Source organism: Sphingobium sp. OAS761, assembly GCF_024168485.1.
Lineage (GTDB): Bacteria > Pseudomonadota > Alphaproteobacteria > Sphingomonadales > Sphingomonadaceae > Sphingobium.
On record NZ_JALJVY010000009.1, the window covers coordinates 114,947 to 134,126 of the forward strand.

At 64.0% G+C, this 19,180-nt stretch carries 18 protein-coding genes and 1 tRNA gene; 9 read left to right on the top strand and 10 right to left on the bottom strand.

Annotation, left to right across the window (positions count from 1 at the left end; genetic code table 11):
* The first annotated feature begins 30 nt into the window (after positions 1 to 30).
* A complete protein-coding gene (locus J3E64_RS13515) occupies positions 31 to 672 on the top strand; it encodes a YoaK family protein (protein ID WP_253343545.1) in 642 nt (213 codons plus the stop codon).
* Between the two features lie 64 nt (positions 673 to 736).
* Positions 737 to 3,310, top strand: a complete 2,574-nt coding sequence (gene topA / locus J3E64_RS13520) for a type I DNA topoisomerase (protein WP_253343546.1) — start codon at positions 737 to 739, stop codon at positions 3,308 to 3,310.
* A gap of 3 nt (positions 3,311 to 3,313) precedes the next feature.
* Here the strand turns inward: topA and J3E64_RS13525 are convergent, their stop codons facing one another.
* The 5 genes from J3E64_RS13525 to lepB form a co-directional block, all read right to left on the bottom strand.
* Positions 3,314 to 3,976: a GGDEF domain-containing protein gene (locus J3E64_RS13525; RefSeq protein WP_253343547.1), complete on the bottom strand. Its 663-nt coding sequence runs from the start codon at positions 3,974 to 3,976 to the stop codon at positions 3,314 to 3,316.
* A gap of 101 nt (positions 3,977 to 4,077) precedes the next feature.
* A complete protein-coding gene (era, locus tag J3E64_RS13530; RefSeq protein WP_253343548.1) occupies positions 4,078 to 4,992 on the bottom strand; it encodes a GTPase Era in 915 nt (304 codons plus the stop codon).
* Between the two features lie 54 nt (positions 4,993 to 5,046).
* A complete protein-coding gene (locus J3E64_RS13535) occupies positions 5,047 to 5,352 on the bottom strand; it encodes a GIY-YIG nuclease family protein (RefSeq protein ID WP_253343549.1) in 306 nt (101 codons plus the stop codon).
* Positions 5,353 to 5,382: 30 nt separating this feature from the next.
* On the bottom strand, positions 5,383 to 6,096 hold the full coding sequence (gene rnc / locus J3E64_RS13540) for a ribonuclease III (RefSeq protein ID WP_253343550.1): 714 nt from the start codon (positions 6,094 to 6,096) through the stop codon (positions 5,383 to 5,385).
* Positions 6,051 to 6,875, bottom strand: coding sequence for a signal peptidase I (lepB, locus tag J3E64_RS13545; RefSeq protein ID WP_253343551.1), 825 nt, complete (start codon positions 6,873 to 6,875; stop codon positions 6,051 to 6,053). The genes rnc and lepB overlap by 46 nt, the downstream gene beginning before the upstream one ends.
* Positions 6,876 to 7,051: 176 nt before the next feature.
* On the opposite strand from lepB, the gene pgi reads away from it, so the two are divergent.
* Together pgi and gor are read left to right on the top strand one after the other, a co-directional pair.
* Complete coding sequence (gene pgi / locus J3E64_RS13550) at positions 7,052 to 8,554, top strand: glucose-6-phosphate isomerase (RefSeq protein ID WP_253343552.1); 1,503 nt, start codon at positions 7,052 to 7,054, stop codon at positions 8,552 to 8,554.
* Positions 8,555 to 8,652: 98 nt separating this feature from the next.
* The gene (gor, locus tag J3E64_RS13555) at positions 8,653 to 9,999 is read left to right on the top strand and encodes a glutathione-disulfide reductase (RefSeq protein WP_253343553.1); all 1,347 of its coding nucleotides are present in this window, start codon (positions 8,653 to 8,655) and stop codon (positions 9,997 to 9,999) included.
* A gap of 4 nt (positions 10,000 to 10,003) precedes the next feature.
* On the opposite strand, the gene J3E64_RS13560 is transcribed toward gor, so the two are convergent.
* From J3E64_RS13560 to J3E64_RS13570, 3 genes are all read right to left on the bottom strand, one after another.
* Positions 10,004 to 10,714 carry a 2OG-Fe dioxygenase family protein gene (locus tag J3E64_RS13560; protein ID WP_253343639.1) on the bottom strand — a complete coding sequence of 237 codons (711 nt, stop codon included), beginning with the start codon at positions 10,712 to 10,714 and terminating at the stop codon, positions 10,004 to 10,006.
* A gap of 75 nt (positions 10,715 to 10,789) precedes the next feature.
* The gene (locus J3E64_RS13565; protein WP_253343554.1) at positions 10,790 to 12,418 is read right to left on the bottom strand and encodes an alpha-D-glucose phosphate-specific phosphoglucomutase; all 1,629 of its coding nucleotides are present in this window, start codon (positions 12,416 to 12,418) and stop codon (positions 10,790 to 10,792) included.
* Between the two features lie 76 nt (positions 12,419 to 12,494).
* Positions 12,495 to 13,166, bottom strand: coding sequence for a spermidine synthase (locus J3E64_RS13570; protein ID WP_253343555.1), 672 nt, complete (start codon positions 13,164 to 13,166; stop codon positions 12,495 to 12,497).
* A 180-nt stretch (positions 13,167 to 13,346) separates the two neighbouring features.
* On the opposite strand from J3E64_RS13570, the gene J3E64_RS13575 reads away from it, so the two are divergent.
* Positions 13,347 to 13,805 carry a hypothetical protein gene (locus tag J3E64_RS13575; protein WP_253343640.1) on the top strand — a complete coding sequence of 153 codons (459 nt, stop codon included), beginning with the start codon at positions 13,347 to 13,349 and terminating at the stop codon, positions 13,803 to 13,805.
* Between the two features lie 36 nt (positions 13,806 to 13,841).
* On the opposite strand, the gene J3E64_RS13580 is transcribed toward J3E64_RS13575, so the two are convergent.
* Positions 13,842 to 13,918, bottom strand: a tRNA-Pro gene (locus J3E64_RS13580).
* Between the two features lie 105 nt (positions 13,919 to 14,023).
* Positions 14,024 to 14,302, bottom strand: coding sequence for a JAB domain-containing protein (locus tag J3E64_RS13585; protein WP_253343556.1), 279 nt, complete (start codon positions 14,300 to 14,302; stop codon positions 14,024 to 14,026).
* Between the two features lie 176 nt (positions 14,303 to 14,478).
* Between J3E64_RS13585 and thyA the strand changes: the two genes are divergently transcribed.
* The 4 genes from thyA to J3E64_RS13605 all read left to right on the top strand — a co-directional run bounded on the left by thyA (position 14,479) and on the right by J3E64_RS13605 (position 19,177).
* Positions 14,479 to 15,408, top strand: coding sequence for a thymidylate synthase (thyA, locus tag J3E64_RS13590; protein ID WP_253343557.1), 930 nt, complete (start codon positions 14,479 to 14,481; stop codon positions 15,406 to 15,408).
* A gap of 129 nt (positions 15,409 to 15,537) precedes the next feature.
* A complete protein-coding gene (locus tag J3E64_RS13595; protein WP_253343558.1) occupies positions 15,538 to 16,833 on the top strand; it encodes a 3-methyl-2-oxobutanoate dehydrogenase (2-methylpropanoyl-transferring) subunit alpha in 1,296 nt (431 codons plus the stop codon).
* A 68-nt stretch (positions 16,834 to 16,901) separates the two neighbouring features.
* On the top strand, positions 16,902 to 17,906 hold the full coding sequence (locus J3E64_RS13600; RefSeq protein WP_253343641.1) for an alpha-ketoacid dehydrogenase subunit beta: 1,005 nt from the start codon (positions 16,902 to 16,904) through the stop codon (positions 17,904 to 17,906).
* A gap of 5 nt (positions 17,907 to 17,911) precedes the next feature.
* Complete coding sequence (locus tag J3E64_RS13605; protein ID WP_253343559.1) at positions 17,912 to 19,177, top strand: dihydrolipoamide acetyltransferase family protein; 1,266 nt, start codon at positions 17,912 to 17,914, stop codon at positions 19,175 to 19,177.
* The last annotated feature ends 3 nt before the right edge of the window (positions 19,178 to 19,180 follow it).

Genomic DNA, 19,180 nt, shown 5'->3' on the forward strand with positions numbered 1-19,180 from the left:
CGAGCCTGTCATGATCGCCGGGTCGGCGCGATGATCCGGTTCGATCGCAACCTGCGATCGCTGGCGATCGCGCTCGCCTTCCTGGCGGGCTATGTCGATGCGCTTGGCTTCCTGACCTCGTCGGGCTTCTTCGTGTCGTTCATGAGCGGCAATTCGACGCGGCTGGCGGTAGGGATCGCGAGCGCGCGGAGCGATGCGATGGCGGCCGGCATCCTGATCCTGTGCTTCGTGGCGGGTGTCTGCGGCGGGGCGATCGTCGGCGCCGCCGCCGGTCGGTGGCAAAGCGCGACGATTTTGGTGCTGGTCGCGGTGCTGCTGGCGGCGGCAGGACTGGTGACGGGGCATTCGCCGCTATGGACCGCCGGGCTGCTGGCGCTGGCGATGGGTGCGGAGAACACGATATTCGAAAAGGAGGGGCGGGCGCCGCTGGGGCTGACCTACATGACGGGCAGCCTGGTGCGCATCGGTCTGGGGCTGGCCGGTGTCGTGACCGGCCGGCGGCATCCCGGCTGGGGTGGCTATGCCATGCTGTGGCTGGGGCTTGTTGCCGGAGCGGTGACGGGAGCATCGCTGTTTCCGATGCTGAAGCATGATGCGATGTGGGTGGGCAGCGGCGCGGCGTTGCTGTTGGCATTCCTGACGGAGATGGCGCGGCGGCAGCAGAACGCTTGACGCCTTCCGCCACCCCCCTACAGACTCGCGCGTGTACGTGAGAGACTTTTCTACCGGGGCCTGAATGCAGCTTGTCATCGTCGAATCGCCGGCCAAGGCGAAGACCATCGAGAAATATCTGGGCGGCGATTTCCATGTCCTTGCCAGCTACGGTCATATCCGCGACCTGCCGGCAAAGGACGGTTCGGTCGATCCCGACGATGGCTTTGCCATGCAGTGGGAAAATTATGGCGACAAGGGCAAGCAGCTCAAAGCCATCGCCGACGAGGCGAAGAAGGCGACCCGCCTGATCCTGGCCACCGACCCCGATCGCGAGGGGGAAGCGATCAGCTGGCATGTGCAGGAAGTGCTGCGCGCGAAGAAGGCGCTGCCGCAAACGGTCGACCGGGTGACGTTCAACGCGATCACCAAGGCGGCGGTGCTTGACGCGATGGCGAAACCGCGCGCCCTGGACGAGGATCTGATCGACGCCTACCGCGCGCGGCGGGCGCTTGATTATCTGGTGGGCTTCACCCTGTCGCCGGTGCTGTGGCGCAAGCTGCCGGGCGCGAAGTCGGCGGGGCGGGTCCAGTCGGTCGCGCTGCGGCTGGTGGTGGAGCGCGAGCGCGAGATCGAGAGCTTTACCCCGCAGGAATATTGGTCGGTCGCCGCCGAAATGGAGCAGGGCGGGCAGGCCTTCACCGCGCGCCTCGTCCGCTGGAAGGGCGAGAAGATCGAGCGGCTGACCATCGGGCGCGAGGGCGATGCCATGGCGGCCAAGGCCGATGTGGAGGCGGGGCGTTTCACCGTCGACAAGGTCGAGACCAAGCCGCTCACCCGCAATCCTCCGCCCCCCTTCACGACTTCGACCTTGCAGCAGGAAGCCGCGCGCAAGCTCGGTTTCTCCGCCAGCCATACCATGCGGATCGCGCAGCAGCTCTACGAGGATGGCGCGATAACCTATATGCGGACGGACGGCGTGCAGATGGACGGCAGCGCCATTTCAGCGGCGCGCAAGGCGATCGCGGATCGTTATGACGGCGGCTATCTGCCCGAAAAGCCGCGCCAGTATCAGACCAAGGCCAAGAATGCGCAGGAAGCACACGAGGCCATTCGCCCCACCGAGTTCGGGCGCGACAAGGTGGGGTCGGGCGACCATGCACGGCTCTACGACCTCATCTTCAAGCGGGCGCTGGCGAGCCAGATGGCGTCCGCGCGGCTGGAGCGGACCACGATCGACCTGGTCGACGGCACGGGCCAGCATGCGCTGCGCGCCACCGGCCAGGTGGTGATCTTCCCCGGCTTCCTCGCGCTCTATGAGGAAGGTCGCGACGATAGCGACGATGATGATTCAAAAATCCTGCCGCGCATGGCGCAGGGCGACGCCCCCGCCAAGAAAAGGGTGACGGCCGAACAGCATTTCACGCAGCCGCCGCCGCGCTATTCCGAAGCGTCGCTGGTCAAGAAGCTGGAGGAACTGGGGATCGGGCGACCGTCCACCTATGCGTCCACGCTTCAGGTGCTCAAGGACCGCGACTATGTGCGGATCGAGAAGAACCGCTTCTTCGCCGAGGAGAGCGGGCGGCTGGTCACGGCCTTTCTGGAGCGGTTCTTCGAGCGCTATGTCTCCTATGATTTCACCGCCGGCCTCGAGGACGAGCTGGACGAGATCAGCGGCGGCCGTGCCCAGTGGCAGGAAGTGCTGGAAGCCTTCTGGAAGGATTTCAAGCCCAAGACCGCCGAGGTGATGGAGCAGAAGCCGTCGGACATCACGGCGGCGCTGGACAAGTTCCTGGAGCCGATGCTGTTTCCGCCCAAGGCGGACGGCAGCAATCCGCGCGCTTGCCCGCTGTGCGGCGACGGGCAGCTTTCCCTGCGCGGCGGGCGGTTCGGCGCGTTCATTGCCTGCTCCAACTATCCCGAGTGCAAATATACCCGCAAATTCGGCCAGCCGGGCGGCAAGGAAGGCGAGGACACGGGGCCGGAGGTGCTGGGGCAGCACCCGGAGACCGGACAGGACATCACGCGCAAGTCCGGTCGCTTCGGGCCCTATATCGAGATGGGCGAGGGCAAGGAGGCCAAGCGCGGCTCCATCCCCAAGGATCTGCCGGACGGCGAGCTGACGCTCGATTGGGCGGTCAAGCTGTTGAGCCTGCCGCGCGAGGTAGGGCTGCATCCGGAGACGGGGCTGCCGATCGTCGCCAATATCGGGCGCTTTGGTCCCTATCTGCTGCATGACGGCAAATATGGGCGGCTGGCGAACACGGCCGAGATTTTCGAAGTGGGCATGAACAGCGCCGTTGTGAAGCTTGCCGAGGCCGCCAATCGCGGAGGGCGCGGGGCATCTGCGCGCGCGCCGCTGAAAATATTGGGCGCGCATCCGCGCACGGAGGCCGAAATCAAGCTGATGGAAGGCCGTTATGGCGCCTATGTCACCGACGGGACGACCAACGCGACGCTGCCCAAGACCATCGACAAGGACCAACTGACGCTGGAGGAGGCGGCGCAACTGATCGACGCGCGCGCTGCCGCGGCTCCGGCGAAGAAGGGCAAGAAAAAGGCCGCCCCGAAAAAAGCGGCAGCAAAGAAGGATGCCGGAGCGAAAAAACCGGCCGCCAAGAAGGCCCCGGCGAAGAAAAAGGCAGCGGCCGCCGAATGAGGATCAGGCGGCGAGGCGGACCTGGTTCCTGCCCGCCGCCTTGGCTGCGTACATGGCGAGGTCGGCGCGGCGCAGCATCTGTTCCGCGCTCAAGCTATCCCGGGCATGGGCGCATCCGACGCTGATCGTCGGCCGGATGACCGGCCCATGTTCGGCGCGGATGACAAGAGCTTCCACCGTCTCCCTGATGCGCTCGGCCATCGTCGCGCCAAGCGCTTCCGGAACGCCCGACAAATAGACAGCGAATTCCTCGCCGCCCAGCCGTCCGCAAAGATCCTCGTCCCGAACGGCGTGCCGCAGGCTTTCCGCGATGCTCTTCAAGGCCTGATCGCCTGCCGCATGGCCGGCACGGTCGTTGATCGCCTTGAAATGATCCACGTCGATCAGCAGGCAAAGCCCGGGCGTTGCCAACCGTGCCTTTTCCAGGCGCGACAGAAAGCTGGCCCGGTTGAGCAGGCCCGTCATCTGGTCGATTTCCGCCAACCGGCGCAATTCTTCCATCGCGGCATGCAGGGTCTTGGCAAGCTGCCGTTTCTGTTCGGCCTGTCGCGCGAGCAGCAGGCAGACAGGCGTGGAAATGAACAGCGGCGCGCAAAAGCCGAATATCCAGTAGGGCAACGGAATGCCCATGCCCGGAAAGCATGACATGATGGCCATGCCGGCCATCGATGTGCTCACGGAAAATACGACCCCGATGACGGCTCTGAGATATGGACGCATGACCGCCGATTAGGCACGGTCGGTAAATATTCGATTGCCGTGACGCGTCAGTCCACCCAGTCAAGGCCGATGTCGCGATAGATGAAGCGGTCGTCCTCCCAGTCTTCCTTCACTTTCACGTGCAGATAAAGATGAACCTTGACCCCCAGTAACTGGGCGAGTTCGGCACGCGCTTTCGACCCGATTTCCTTGAGCCGCTGTCCGCCCTTGCCGAGAACGATGGCCCGCTGTGTCGGCCGGGCGACGAGTATCTGCTGATGCACCTCGACCGAACCGTCTTCGCGCTCCTTATATTGTTCGGTATCGACCGCGGCGGCGTAGGGCAGTTCGGCATGAAGCTGGTGATAGAGCTGTTCGCGCGTGATTTCCGCTGCCAGCATGCGGTCTGTGGCATCCGACACCTGGTCTTCGGGGAAATGCCAGGGCCCGTCCGGCATGGCGTCCGCGAAGGCGGTCTTGAGCTGCGCAAGGCCGTCGCCCGTCTGGGCAGAGATGAAGAACGTCTCTTCGAAGGCCACACGCTCGTAAAGCTTCTGCGTATGGACCAGCAGCTTTTCCTTGATGGCGATGTCGACCTTGTTGAGGATCAGCCATTTGCGTTCCGGCCGATGGATCAAAGCCTCGACGATCGGTTCCATCTTGGGGCCAAGGCCTGCCTTGCCATCGACGATCAGTGCGATCAGGTCTGCGCCTTGCGCGCCGCCCCAGGCGGCCTGCACCATGGCGCGGTCCAGCCGCCGACGCGGTGCGAAGATGCCGGGCGTGTCGACCAGCACGATCTGCGCATCGCCTTCGATAGCCACGCCCATGACGCGGGTACGCGTCGTCTGCGCCTTGGGGCTGGTGATGGCCACCTTCTGCCCGACCAGCGCATTGACCAGCGTCGATTTTCCGGCATTGGGCGCGCCGACCACGGCGACAACGCCGCAGCGCTGGGATGATTGAAATTCTGGCCTTTCCAAACTTAACTCCGTTCGCGCTGAGCGTGTCAAAGCGCCTTACTTTTCCGTGTTCGATCACGCCAAGCTGGCGATCAATGGCCAATCCTCCCTGATCAGAGCCGGTTTCTTCGCCCGGCTCCAGCCCTTGATCCGCCGCTCGGCCTCAAGCGCTTCCATACGCGTGGCGAACGGCTGCGACCAGACCAGTTTTATCGGCCGCCCGGTTTGCGTGCAGCCCAAGATTTGGCCTTGCTCATTCGGGGTGACGCGGGCTTCGAGATTATCGGCGTGACCCATGTTGAAACTGCGGTCCGCGCAATGGAACATGTAGGTCCAGAAGGGCATCACGCGCGAAAAAGAAGAAGTGGAGCGCTTCGACAAGTTCAGCGTGAACGGCTTTTGCAGGCTTCCCTAGCCCGCCAGCTTCTCCAGCAGCGCTTTCGCGGCAGCGGTTTCGGCCTCCTGCTTCGATCCGCCGGTTGCCGTGGCCTCGCCCGCGCCCTTGATCGCGACCGTCACGGTGAAGCGCAGCGCGTGATGCGGCCCCGACCGATCCGTCAGGCTATATTCGGGCGGCTTGCGCCGGTTGGCCGCGGCCCATTCCTGGAGTGCGGACTTGGGATGGCGCGGCGCGCTTGTCTGGGTATCGACGCGGTCGCCCCAGAGCCGCCGGACCAATATTCGCGCCTCGTCCAGTCCGCCCTCCAGATAGAGGGCGCCGATCAGTGCCTCCATGACGTCACCCAGGACATTGTCGCTGTCGGCCGCGCCGTCGTCCCGCGCCTGCTTGCCCAATATGACATGCTTGGGCACGTCCGCGCGACGGGCGACCTCCGCACAGGTTTCACCGGATACCAGCGCGTTGAACCGGCGTGAAAGCTTGCCTTCCGGCTCGTTGGCGAACCGTTCGTAGACCCATTCGCCGATCAGCAGGCCCAACACCCTGTCGCCCAGAAACTCTATCCGCTCATAATTGACGGCATTGGCGCTGCCATGGGTCAGTGCCTGCACGAAGGCGGCCCGATCGCGCGGCGCGCGGCCGATGAGCGCCGCCAGCCACCCGTCCGTGTCGGGCCTGTTCAAAAACCCTCCCCGATGCGGTTCCAGCGCGCGGCGGTGAACCATGTCCAGGGCAGCAGCCAGTTGGCGCTCCCGTCGGTCGAAAAGACCGAAATCATCGCCCTGCCGACAAGATTCTGTTCCGGAACCAGGCCGATGCCGCCGCCGTCCACCGCGGGAAAGCGGCTGTCGGCGCTGCGGTCACGATTGTCGCCCATCATGAAGAGATGTCCTTCGGGAACGAGCACGGTGTCGCGGTCGTCAGCGGCCCCGTCCGGCACCAGGTCCAGGACATTGTAGCTTTTGCCGCCCGGCAAGGTTTCGCGATATTGGGGATAGCGGCATTCCCGCCCGCCGCCGGCCGCCGCCTCCTCGAATTTGGCGCGATAGCAGGGCGACGGGCTACCTTCCTTCTGCGCGGCGTCGACCATGTTCGGCGTTACCGGGATAACCAGATCGGCGACCTTCTGCTTGGGGATCGCCTGGCCGTTCAGATAGACGGTGCCGCCCCGCACGGCGATCATGTCCCCCGGCAGGCCGATCACCCGCTTGATATAGTCGTTCTTCTGGTTGGGCGGTGCCTTGAACACCACCACGTCGCCGCGCTGCGGCGTGGAGGCGAAAATCCGGCCGGGAATGAGCGGTACGGAAAAGGGCAGCGAATAGCGCGAATAGCCGTAGGGCCATTTGGCGACGAGCAGATAATCGCCGATCAGGAGGCGCGGCTGCATCGATTCCGACGGAATGTTGAAGGGCGAAACGATGAAGCTGCGCAGGATGAAGACGAATACCGCCAGCTTTGCGAGAAACCAGAGGAAGTCCCGCGTTTCCGATTTTGCGCTCATGCGTGCCCGTCATTTCCTTCGTTTCGGCCCGCAAAGAGGCCGTCGCGGCTTTTGCGGCCTCGTAAACCCCGCGTCAAGCACGCTGCATGGTGCAATGCGTCGCGCACGCGTCTAAGCAGAGCGGGAATCGACCGGCGCGGCGTCGCTTTCGACCAATGTCATGAGGGGGAATGAGAATGCCCAATTCTGCAATCGCGGCGATCGCCGCGCTGCCACAGCCCGAACTCAAGACCGTTTTCGATACCGATCCGGACCGCCTGTCGAAATTCGTCCTGGCGCAGGGGGCCATACGTTTCGACTGGTCCAAGACGCATCTGACCGATGCGGCGATGGATGAATTTCTGGCACTTGCGGACGCCCGGGGCTTCGCCGCGCAGCGCGATGCGCTGTTCGCGGGCGCCGCCGTCAACAACACCGAAGGGCGGGCGGCCGAGCATCCGGCCGAACGCGGCGAGGGCAATCCGGAAAGCGTCGCCCGGGCGAAGATGCTGCACAGCCGTATGCGCGGGCTGATCGATGCGATCGAGGCGGGTGCCTTGGGCGATGTGCGGCACATCCTGCACATCGGCATAGGCGGATCTGCGCTTGGGCCAAAGCTGATCGTCGACGCGCTGGACGGTGACGGCGTGCGCTACGACGTCGCCATCGTATCCAATGTCGACGGGACCGCGCTCGAACGGGCGATCGAAGGATTCGATCCGCATGCGACGCTGATCGCTGTCGCATCAAAGACGTTCACCACGACCGAAACGATGCTGAACGCGGCAAGCGCGATCAACTGGATGGTCGAAGCGGGGGTGGACGATCCCTATGGCCGCGTCATTGCCTTGACCGCGGCGCCGGACAAGGCGATCGAATGGGGTGTCGACGAAACCCGGATCCTGCCATTTTCCGAAAGCGTGGGCGGCCGCTATTCGCTCTGGTCGTCGATCGGCTTTCCGGCCGCTCTTGCGCTGGGATGGGACGCGTTCGAGAGCCTGCTGGAGGGCGCGGCGGCGATGGACCGGCATTTCCGCCTGTCTCCTCCGGCGCAGAACGCTCCGCTGATCGCGGCCTTTGTCGACCAATATTATGCGCGGGTGATGGGGTGCCAGTCGCGTGCATTGTTCGCCTATGACGAACGGCTGGCGCTGCTGCCATCCTATCTCCAGCAACTGGAAATGGAGAGCAACGGAAAGAGCGTGACCCGCGACGGCAGCCCTGTCGAGGGGCCGACTGCGCCCATAACCTGGGGCGGCGTCGGCACCGATGCGCAGCATGCGGTATTCCAGCTTCTGCATCAGGGGACGGTCCTGACGCCGGTCGAATTCATCGCCTCGATCGAGCCGGGGCATGCGCTTGATCCGGCCCATCACCGGGCGTTGCTGGTCAATTGCTTCGCGCAGGGCGCCGCGCTGATGCAGGGGCGCGCGAACGACAGCGATCCGGCGCGAGCCTATCCCGGCAACCGGCCATCGACCACCATCCTGCTGGACGATGTGACGCCGGAGACCCTGGGCGCGCTGCTGTCCTTCTACGAACATCGCACCTTCGCCAATGCCGTCCTGATGGGCATCAATCCGTTCGACCAGTTCGGCGTGGAACTGGGCAAGGAAATCGCCAGATCCATCGAGGCGGACGGTCCGCGAGGATTCGATCCGTCGACGATGGCGCTGATCGACCTGGCTTTGGGGCGCTGAAGCTCCCGCGCCCTCGGCGAATATGAAGAGGCAGAAAATCCCGTTTGTAACTGGTCCCCCCAGCCGCCATATCCGCCGCATTCCCAGCGGAGGCAGGCATGAGCGACTATGATTTCGACCTTTTCGTCATCGGCGCCGGATCGGGCGGCGTCCGCGCGTCGCGCGTCGCGTCGGCCCATGGGGCGAAGGTGGCCGTGGCGGAGGAGCACAGGGTCGGCGGTACCTGCGTCATCCGCGGGTGCGTGCCCAAGAAGCTGTTGATCTATGGCGCGCATTTCGCCGAGGATCTGAAGGATGCGCGTCGGTTCGGCTGGAATGTGCCCGATTGCGATTTCGAGTGGACGACGCTGCGTGACAATGTGCTGGCCGATGTCGACCGGTTGGAAGGGTTGTACCGGAACACGCTGGACAACCACAAGGTGGAACTGATCGCGGAGCGGGCGACGGTTACGGGACCGCATTCGGTCAAGCTGGCCGGCGGGCGCGAAATCAGCGCGAAATATATATTGGTCGCTACCGGTGCCTGGCCGGTCGTGCCCGATGTCGAGGGTGCCGAACATGGCATCACGTCGAACGAGGTGTTCCATCTCGATGAATGCCCCGGTCGCATCGTGATCGTCGGCGGGGGGTACATCGCCAACGAATTCGCCGGCATCTTCCACCAGTTCGGCAGTCATGTGACCATGGTCAATCGTGGCGGCACGCTGCTGCGCGGCTATGACGAATCGGTCCGCGACCGCCTGCTTCAGATTTCCATGACGAAGGGCATCAACTTCCGGTTCAACGCCCACATGGAAAAGGTCGAGAAGAATGAGGACGGCACGCTCTGCGTCCGCTTCAAGGACGGGGATCCGGTCCCGGCGGATGTGGTCCTGTTCGCCACCGGGCGCCGGCCGCATACGGACGGATTGGGGCTGGAGGCGGCCGGGGTCGAACTGGACGACAAGGGCGCGATCAAGGTCGACGAGTATAGCCGGACCAGTTGCGACAGCATCTACGCGGTGGGCGACGTAACCGACCGTCTGCAATTGACGCCCGTCGCGATTCGCGAGGGACACGCATTCGCCGACACCCTGTTCGGGAACAACCCCCGCACCGTCGATTATGGGTGCGTGCCCTCCGCCGTATTCAGCCATCCGCCGCTGGCGGGCGTCGGCATGACCGAGGCGCAGGCGCGCAACACGCTGGGCACGGTCAAGATTTACACATCGGATTTTCGACCGATGAAGAATGTCCTGGCCGGGCGCGAAGAACGCGCGCTCTACAAGATGGTCGTCGATGCGACGACCGATCGTGTCGTGGGTCTGCACATGATCGGCCCGGATGCGCCCGAGATATTGCAGGCTGCCGCGGTGGCGGTGAAAGCGGGCCTGACCAAGCAGGATTTCGACGACACGGTGGCGCTCCATCCCAGCATGGCGGAGGAACTGGTGCTGCTCAAATAGCGGTTTACGTCGTCGCGAACGTCACCACCAGCGCGTCACGCCAGGCAGGCTGTCGGGGATCTATGGCGTGGATCTCGGTGACGCCATGAAAGATGCGATGATCATCGACCATCATGGCGTCGCCGGGATCGGCCAGCGTGAATTCCCCCAGCGGCGTGCCGTCGGCCGTGCCGATGCGGGTCACGCCTTCCCGCACATTATGTCGGTCGATCAGCATCACGAAAACATGGTCGACCCCGTCGCGATGCATTCCTTCGGGCGTGGGGCGTCCCGACGACCCCTCTTGCGCCTCTATCCTGAACTGGTGCATTTCGATGTGCCAGCGACCCGCGCCCGACGGGTCGAATGCATGCAGGCAGAGGCGAAAGACGGCGGGCATCACGGGGTTCTCGACGGTGGCGGAAGCGACCGGGTCGAACCAGCGCTGAACATCGCCGTTCAGGGGGTTATAGTCGCGGCTCTGGAAGTGCGGCTGGTGGCTCTGGCGGACGATCCGGCCATATTCGCTGAATAGTGTGGCGTGGCGGCGCCGGCGATAGCGCCCGCCATCGGCCATGTAGAGATCAGGACCCAGATTGTTCCAGCTGTCTGCAAACTGGCGCCAGTCGTCGGCTTCGACATCCAGCAGGGCGAAACATTCCGCCGCCGGAAGCCGTGCGAAGCCGATTTCCGCAAGGGCGCGTCTCAGGGTGTCGCGGGCGGCCGCTTCGGTCATCATGGCAAATGGCATAGTCTGCCGGTCAGACGAACGACAGGGCCGCTGTCCGCCAGCCGGACCGCATCGGGCGTTTCAGGTAATGACGCTGGGTCCGCGCATGCCGGTGAAGCCGCTGATGTCCGCGATCTCCTGCGCGGCGGCTATCAGAGGCGCCAACGCATCGCCGGTGTCCAGCGCGAGATCTCCGCCTGGGGCGACATAGCGCTCGATATAGACGCGCAGCGTTGCTCCTTCGGTGCCCGTGCCCGAAAGGCGGAACACCACGCGCGAGCCATCCGCGAACAGGATGCGGATGCCCTGGTTGCGGCTGACCGACTGATCTGTCGGGTCGGTGTAGGCGAAGTCGTCGGCACTCTTCACCATGCCGCCGCTGTTCGATGTGCCCGGCAGGCTGTCCAGCTTGCCGCGCAGCGCGGTCATCAGCGCGTCGGCCCGGTCCTTGGCGATCGCCTCATAATCGTGGCGGGCGTAATAGTTGCGGCCGTAGGTTGCCCAATGGTCTGCCATGATCGCAGCGACGCTTTGCCGGCGGACGGCAAGGATGTTGAGCCAGAGCAGCACGGCCCAGATGCCGTCCTTTTCGCGCACATGGTCGGACCCGGTGCCGGCGCTTTCCTCGCCGCAGATGGTCGCCATGCCGGCGTCGAGCAGGTTGCCGAAGAATTTCCAGCCGGTCGGTGTTTCATATAGCGGCAGCCCGAGCTTCTGCGCGACCCGGTCGGCCGCGCCGCTGGTCGGCATGGAGCGGGCAATGCCCTTGAGCCCGTCGGCATAGCCGGGGGTGAGATGCGCGTTGGCGGCAAGCACCGCCAGCGAGTCCGAGGGAGTGACATAGCAGTGGCGGCCGATAATGAGGTTGCGGTCCCCGTCGCCATCGGAGGCAGCCCCGAAATCGGGCGCGTCGGTGGCCATCAGCCGGTCATAGAGCTGTTTCGCGTGGACCAGGTTAGGGTCGGGATGATGATGGCCGAAATCGGGGAGCGGCGTGCCGTTCATCACCGTGCCGGCGCGCGCGCCGAGGCGGGTTTCGAAAATCTCCGTCGCATACGGGCCGGTAACGGCGCTCATGGAATCGAAGGCGAGGGTGAAGCCGCCGGCGATCATCGCGCGGATCGCGTCGAAATCGAACAGGCTTTCCATCAATTCGGCATAAAGGGCGACCGGATCGACCACCTCTACGGTCATGTCGCTAAGCCGGCTGGTGCCGATTCTGTCGATGTCGACATCCGCCGCGTCGAGCGTGCGGTAGCTGTCGATCGTCAGCGTGCGGGCGTTGATCGCGTCCGTCACCTTCTCCGGCGCCGGGCCGCCGTTGCCGATATTATATTTGATGCCGAAATCCTCGTCCGGACCGCCGGGATTGTGGCTGGCGGACAGGATGAGCCCGCCGAACGCGCCCGACGATCGGATCAGGTGCGAGGCGGCCGGGGTGGACAGGATGCCGCCCGCACCCACCAGCACGCGTCCAAAGCCGTTGGCGGCCGCCATTTTCAGGACGGTCTGGATGACCTCGCGATTGAGGTAGCGGCCGTCGCCACCCACCACCAGTGTCTTGCCGGCGAACCCTTCAAGGCTGTCGAACACCGACTGGATGAAATTTTCCGCATAATGGGGCTGGGCGAATATCCGAACCTTCTTGCGCAATCCGGACGTGCCGGGCTTCTGGTCGGTAAAAGGGGTGGTCGCTACGGTCTCTATCACTCCGGCATCCTTCTGGCCTGGCGTGTCGGTTGATGCATCTATGGCCCGCGCGGGCGCATCTTCGCAAGGCGGCTGTTCAACGCTTCCGCGCAAACCAGATGATGTGCCGTGGCCCCTTGCCATTGTCGCGCGCGCGGACGGCCACCTCATCGACGTCGAAACCGGCGCCACGCAGGCGGCGAGTAAAGGCATCGTCGGAGCCGGCGGACCAGACGGCGAGGATGCCGCCCGGTTTCAGCGCGGCGCGCGCGGCATCCAGCCCCTTGCCATTGTAGAGCCGGTCATTGGCGGCGGCGGTCAGGCCGTCCGGGCCATTGTCGACGTCGAGCAGGATTGCATCATAGCGGCCGTGGCCCGCCGCGATAACATGCACGACATCGTCAAGCACCAGGCGCACACGCGGGTCGTCCAGGCAACCGGCGGCCAGGTCGGTCATCGGGCCACGCGCCCATTCGATGATCTCAGGCACCAGTTCGGCCACGGTGATTTGCGCAGAGCCGTCAAGCGCCCCCAGCGCCGCGCGCAGGGTAAAGCCCATGCCATAGTCGCCGATCAGCAGATGCGGCGCCTTGCGCCCGGCCAATCGATCTATGGTCATCAGCGCGAGTTGCTTTTCGGAGCCGCTCATGCGGCTGCTCATCAACTCGTTGCGGTCGAGCACGATCATGAAATCGCTGCCTCGCCGATAGAGTTTCAGTTCCTGCCCGCCCGGCACGGCGGCGGACCCCAGATATTCGCGCGGCGTCATTTTTCCCTTTCCGTGAGTTCGGCTCCGCATGGCATCTTGGCTTCCGTCGCGCAAATGCTACAGGCGGTCGGACACCGGCTCGGCGATATGGCCAGCCATTCGTCGTCGATGGTATCGCATTCCTCGACTCCGGCGATGATCGCCGCATCAACATGGATATGGACGGGCCTTTTCTTCTTCATGCGCTATTTTCTCGACACCGAATTCAACGGCTTTGGCGGAACGCTGATCAGCGTCGCGCTGGTACCCGAACATGGCGACCAGGAACTTTACGTCTCCATGCCGCTGCCTGACGAGATAGAGCCCTGGGTGGAAAGCCATGTCATTCCCTATCTGCGGCACGTGCCCGCAGGCACCGATCATGAACTGGACCGGGTTGAGGCGGCCGACCTGGTCGCCGCTTATCTTGCAGGGGACGAGGACCCGGTCATCATCGCGGACTGGCCCGAGGATCTTGCGCATTTCTGTGCGTTGCTGGTTACTGGCCCTGGCCGCATGGCGGGTGTCGATTTCGGCCTGAAGCTGGAACTCATCAATGCGGCGGGTTTCAGCGCTGCGGCCAACAGTCGCGTGCCGCACAACGCCCTGCACGACGCGCGGGCGCTGCGGGACTTCTACATGGTCGACAGAGTCGCGTAACCGGCCGAAATATCCGCGTGAATGCGCAGAATAATGTGGTCGGGGAAAGAGGATTCGAACCTCCGGCCCCTGCCTCCCGAAGACAGTGCTCTACCAGGCTGAGCTATTCCCCGACCGAGAACGATGCCGCCTTGGAAGCGGCCTCGTAAGGCAGGAGTGCGCCTATAGTGAGGGCTTTCCGGGCTGGCAAGCGCTCAATGACGCTTTTTTTGCGAAGTTCAGAGCAGGCCGCGCGCGCGGAAGCTGAAGTGCGTATCGCCCTGAACAATCAGATGGTCGACCAGATGCATGTCGAGCAGGCGAAGATGGCGGAACAGGGCGCGTGTCAGCGCCACGTCGCCCGGCATGGGCACCGGCGAGGCCATGCCCGAACGAAGCTGCACCAGCGCGAGCCATCGGCTTCCCTGAGCGAGCAGCGCCCTGGTGACGGCGGTCCAGTCAGGCCCGGCCGGTTGCCATATCCGGGGCTGCCAGCCTTCATCGAGGATTGCAAACATCGCAGCGTGAATCATCCGACGCAGCATGATGCCGCGGCGACCGGCCTCGCATCCGCAACCCGATCCGTTTCGGAATGCCTGTCGGCGGGTTCGATCCGACGGCTCGGTTGGCGGCGGCGGCCGCCTCGTTTAGAGCGATTTCATCCGAGTCACTTCAGGATGAAGTCTACACCGCCATGTCCCAGCCCCATTACGAACAACAATATCTGGACCTGATGCGCCGGGTATGGCGCGATGGTGACGAGCGGATCGACAGGACCGGCGTGGGAACAAGGTCCATTCTGGGTGCGACTATGCGCTTTTCGCTGGATGACGAGGCCGTGCCGCTGCTCACGACGAAGCGGGTCTATTGGAAGGTGGCAGCGCGCGAGATGCTGTGGTTCCTGACGGGCGACACGAATATCCGCGAACTGGTGCGCCAGGGCGTGCATATCTGGACCGACTGGCCGCTCGACGCCTATCGCCGGGCGACCGGAGAGGCGATCGACCGCGAGGCTTTCGAGGCGCGTATCGTCGAGGATGACGCCTTTGCCCGTCAGTGGGGCGACCTGGGGCCCGTATATGGGGCACAGTGGGTGAACTGGCCCCGATATGAGCCGGTGGGCGACGGGCTGTATCGCAAGGCGGGGAAAGGGCATGACCAGATTTCCGATCTGGTTCGGGCCATTCGCGAAACGCCCGGTTCGCGTCGGCTGCTTTTTACCGGATGGAATGTCGCCGAAGTGGGGCGGATGGCGCTTCCGCCCTGCCACATGACCTATCAGTTCCAGGTGGCGAACGGGAAACTCAACGGACTGTTGTTCCAGCGAAGCTGCGATCTGGGACTGGGATTCGCCTTCAATATTTTCGGATTGTCGATGATCACGCGGATGCTGGCGCAGCAATGCGACCTCGAGCCGGGCGACGTGGTCTGGCAAGGGGGCGACGTGCACCTCTATCTCAATCATGCCTCGCTGGTGGACGAACAATTGTCGCGTATTCCGGCGGGACGCCCGAAGCTACGGATCAATCGTCGGCCTTCAAGCATTTTCGACTATAGGATCGAGGATTTCGAGGTGGTGGATTATACGCCGCAAAGCCATATTCCGGCGCCCGTGGCGGTGTGATGCCATTTTGGCAGCACGGCCGCGATGGCATGTGAGGAGGGATATGGGTCAGTAAGGCTTGCCTTTTGCGGCGTTGAAATATAATATCTGCGTAACGCAATATTATTGCAACGCACAATAGGAGGCTGGATGACTGGTCCCGAGGATTCGGATGGCGCGCCAGCGTCGGCGGGACGTAACCTGCCGCCGCTGCGCCTGCATGTGCCTGAGCCGCCCGCACGTCCGGGCGAGAGCGCCGACTTCACCCATTTCGACATTCCCGCTGCCGGCAGCCAGCCCAGGCCGGACGAGGCAGCGCAGCCGGCGGAGATGCGTGAAATGGCCTATGGCCTGATCCGCGTGCTTGATGAGGACGGGCGGGCAGTTGGGGCCTGGAACCCGAAGCTGCCGCCTGAAACGCTGCTCCGGATGCTGCGCTACATGGCGCTCACGCGGGCCTTCGATGCGCGCATGTTCCGCGCGCAGCGGCAGGGAAAGACCAGCTTCTACATGAAGTCGACCGGCGAGGAAGCGGTGTCGATCGGCGCGGCGCTGGCGCTGGCGCGCGACGACATGTGCTTTCCCAGCTATCGGCAGCAGGGCATATTGATCGCTCGGGACTGGCCCATCGTGGACATGATGAACCAGATCTATTCAAACAAGGGCGACCGGCTGAAAGGCCGCCAGTTGCCGATCATGTATTCGGCGCGGGACGCAGGCTTCTTTTCCATTTCCGGCAACCTGACGACTCAATATCCGCAGGCCGTCGGCTGGGCGATGGCAAGCGCGGCCAGGGGGGATACGCGTATCGCGGCGACCTGGTGCGGGGAGGGATCTACGGCGGAGGGCGATTTCCATTCGGCATGCACCTTCGCCAGCGTCTATCGCGCGCCTGTCATCATGAATGTCGTGAACAACCAGTGGGCGATCAGCAGCTTTTCGGGATTTGCGGGCGCTGAATCGACCACATTTGCGGCGCGCGCGATCGGCTATGGCATCGCCGGGTTGCGGGTCGACGGCAACGACGTGCTCGCCGTCTATGCGGCGATGCGCTGGGCCGCCGACCGGGCCCGTGCCAATGGCGGGCCGACGCTGATCGAGCATTTTACCTATCGCGTCGAGGGGCACAGCACGTCCGATGATCCCAGCGCGTACCGGTCGGCCGAGGAAAGCACTCTTTGGCCGCTGGGCGATCCGATCGCCCGGCTGAAGCAGCATTGCATCGCCCAGGGGATATGGGACGACGAGCGCCACGCGGCGATGGACCGGGAACTGGCCGAAATGGTCCGGGATGCCGCGCGCGAAGCCGAAAAGAACGGCATATTGGGCCATGGCCTGCATCATCCGATGGAGACGCTGTTCGAGGATGTGTTCGAGGACATGCCCTGGCACCTGAAGGAACAGCAGCAGCAAATGCTGGACGAATGGAAGGCGGCGGGCCTGTGAGCGAAGCGATCGAACCGGTGGCGGCGAGCGCCGTCGTGAATGCGGAATCGCGTGTGGACGCGAAACAGATGAACATGATCCAGGCGATCAACAGCGCCATGGACGTGATGATGGATCGGGACCCGGACGTTGTCGTCATGGGGGAAGATGTCGGCTATTTCGGCGGGGTGTTCCGCGCGACCGCCGGGCTGCAACAGAAATATGGCAAGAACCGCGTATTCGATACGCCGATCACCGAGTGCGGGATCATCGGCGTTGCGGTGGGCATGGGCGCCTATGGCCTGCGCCCCGTGCCGGAAATCCAGTTCGCCGACTACATCTACCCTGCGCTGGACCAGTTGGTGAGCGAGGCGGCACGGTTGCGCTATCGTTCGGCGGGCGAATTCATTTCGCCGCTCACCGTGCGCTCGCCCTTTGGCGGCGGCATATTCGGCGGGCAGACGCACAGCCAGTCGCCCGAGGGCATTTTTACCCATGTGTCGGGCGTCAAGACGGTGATCCCGTCGACGCCCTACGATGCCAAGGGCCTGCTGATCGCCGCGATCGAGGATAATGACCCGGTCATCTTCTTCGAGCCCAAGCGCATCTATAACGGCCCGTTCGACGGCCATTACGATACCCCGGCGAAAAGCTGGGCCGGGCATCCCGAGGCGCAGGTGCCGCAGGGCTATTATCGCATTCCGTTGGGCAAGGCGCGGATCGCGCGCGCGGGCGAAGCGCTGACCATCCTGTGCTACGGCACGATGGTACATGTCGTCGAAAACACCGTCGCAGCCACCGGCGTCGATGCAGAGATACTCGATCTGCGTACCCTGGTGCCGCTAGACATCGAAGCGATAGAGACATCGGTGAAGAAGACCGGTCGCTGCCTCATCGTCCACGAAGCGACGCGGACGAGCGGATTTGGCGCCGAGCTGCTCAGCCAGGTGCAGGAGCGGTGCTTCTATCATCTGGAGGCACCCATCGAGCGCGTCACCGGATTCGACACGCCTTATCCGCACAGCCTGGAATGGGCCTATTTCCCTGGCCCCGTGCGTATCCGCGAAGCCATTACCAAGATCATGAAGGACTGAGCGTCATGGCTCTCTTTACATTCAAGCTGCCGGACATCGGCGAAGGCATTTCCGAGGCGGAGATCGTCGGATGGCACGTGCGCGTCGGCGACCGTGTCGAGGAGGATCAGCCCATCGCCGACATGATGACGGACAAGGCGACCGTGGAGATGGAAAGTCCTGTTGCCGGCACCGTCTTGAGACTTGCAGGCGAACCGGGCGATCAGGTGTCGATCGGGGCCATGCTCGTCGAGATCGAGACAGAGGGTGAGGCCTCCGCGGCCCCGGCGCCGTCGCGCGACCTGATCGAGGCAGAAACGCCGGGTGACGCTGCTGTGCACGAGGGAGCCGGGAGTCCCGAACCGCGCGGGGACATTGCCGACGAGCCGGAAATTGCCGCCATTGCGGATGGCGATGCGACGACGCGCGACCATGCCATCCTCGCGTCGCCGGCGGTTCGTGCGCGCGCCCGGGAACTGGGCATCGATCTCGCTCAGGTAAAAACGACCGGCGACCGGGTCAGGCATGCCGATCTGGACGCCTATCTGCTCTACGGACAGAGACAGGGTTATCGCCCGGCAGGACGATCCGCCCGACGGCAGGATGAGCCTGTGAAGGTCATCGGGATGCGTCGGCGGATCGCGGAGAATATGGCCGCGTCGAAACGGCACATTCCGCATTTCACCTATGTCGAGGAAATAGACGTCACCGCGCTGGAGGCCTTGCGCGAACAACTCAACGCGAATCGCGGCGAGCGGCCCAAACTGACGATGCTTCCGTTGCTGATCGTCGCCATCTGCAAGGCCGTTCCGGAATTTCCCATGATCAATGCTCGCTACGACGATGAAGCGGGCGTGGTGACCCGGCACGGGGCCGTCCATCTCGGGTTGGCGACGCAGACGGATGCGGGGCTGATGGTGCCGGTGATCCGCGATGCGCAGGATCGCAATGTGTGGCAGCTTGCCGACGAGATCCGGCGCCTGGCGGAAGCGGCGCGCAGCGGCAAGGCCAGGTCGGACGAACTGTCCGGGTCCACATTGACCTTGACGTCGCTGGGTCCGCTGGGCGGGATTGCGACCACGCCGGTCATCAACCGGCCGGAAGTTGCGATCATCGGTCCGAACCGGGTGATCGAACGGCCCATATTCCGGGGCAGGGACGTGGTCGCGGCCAAGCTGATGAACCTTTCGATCAGTTGCGACCACCGTGTCGTGGACGGCTGGGACGCGGCGAGCTTCGTTCAGGCGGTGCGGCGCCTGCTGGAGGCACCGGCGCTGCTGTTCGCGGATTGAGGG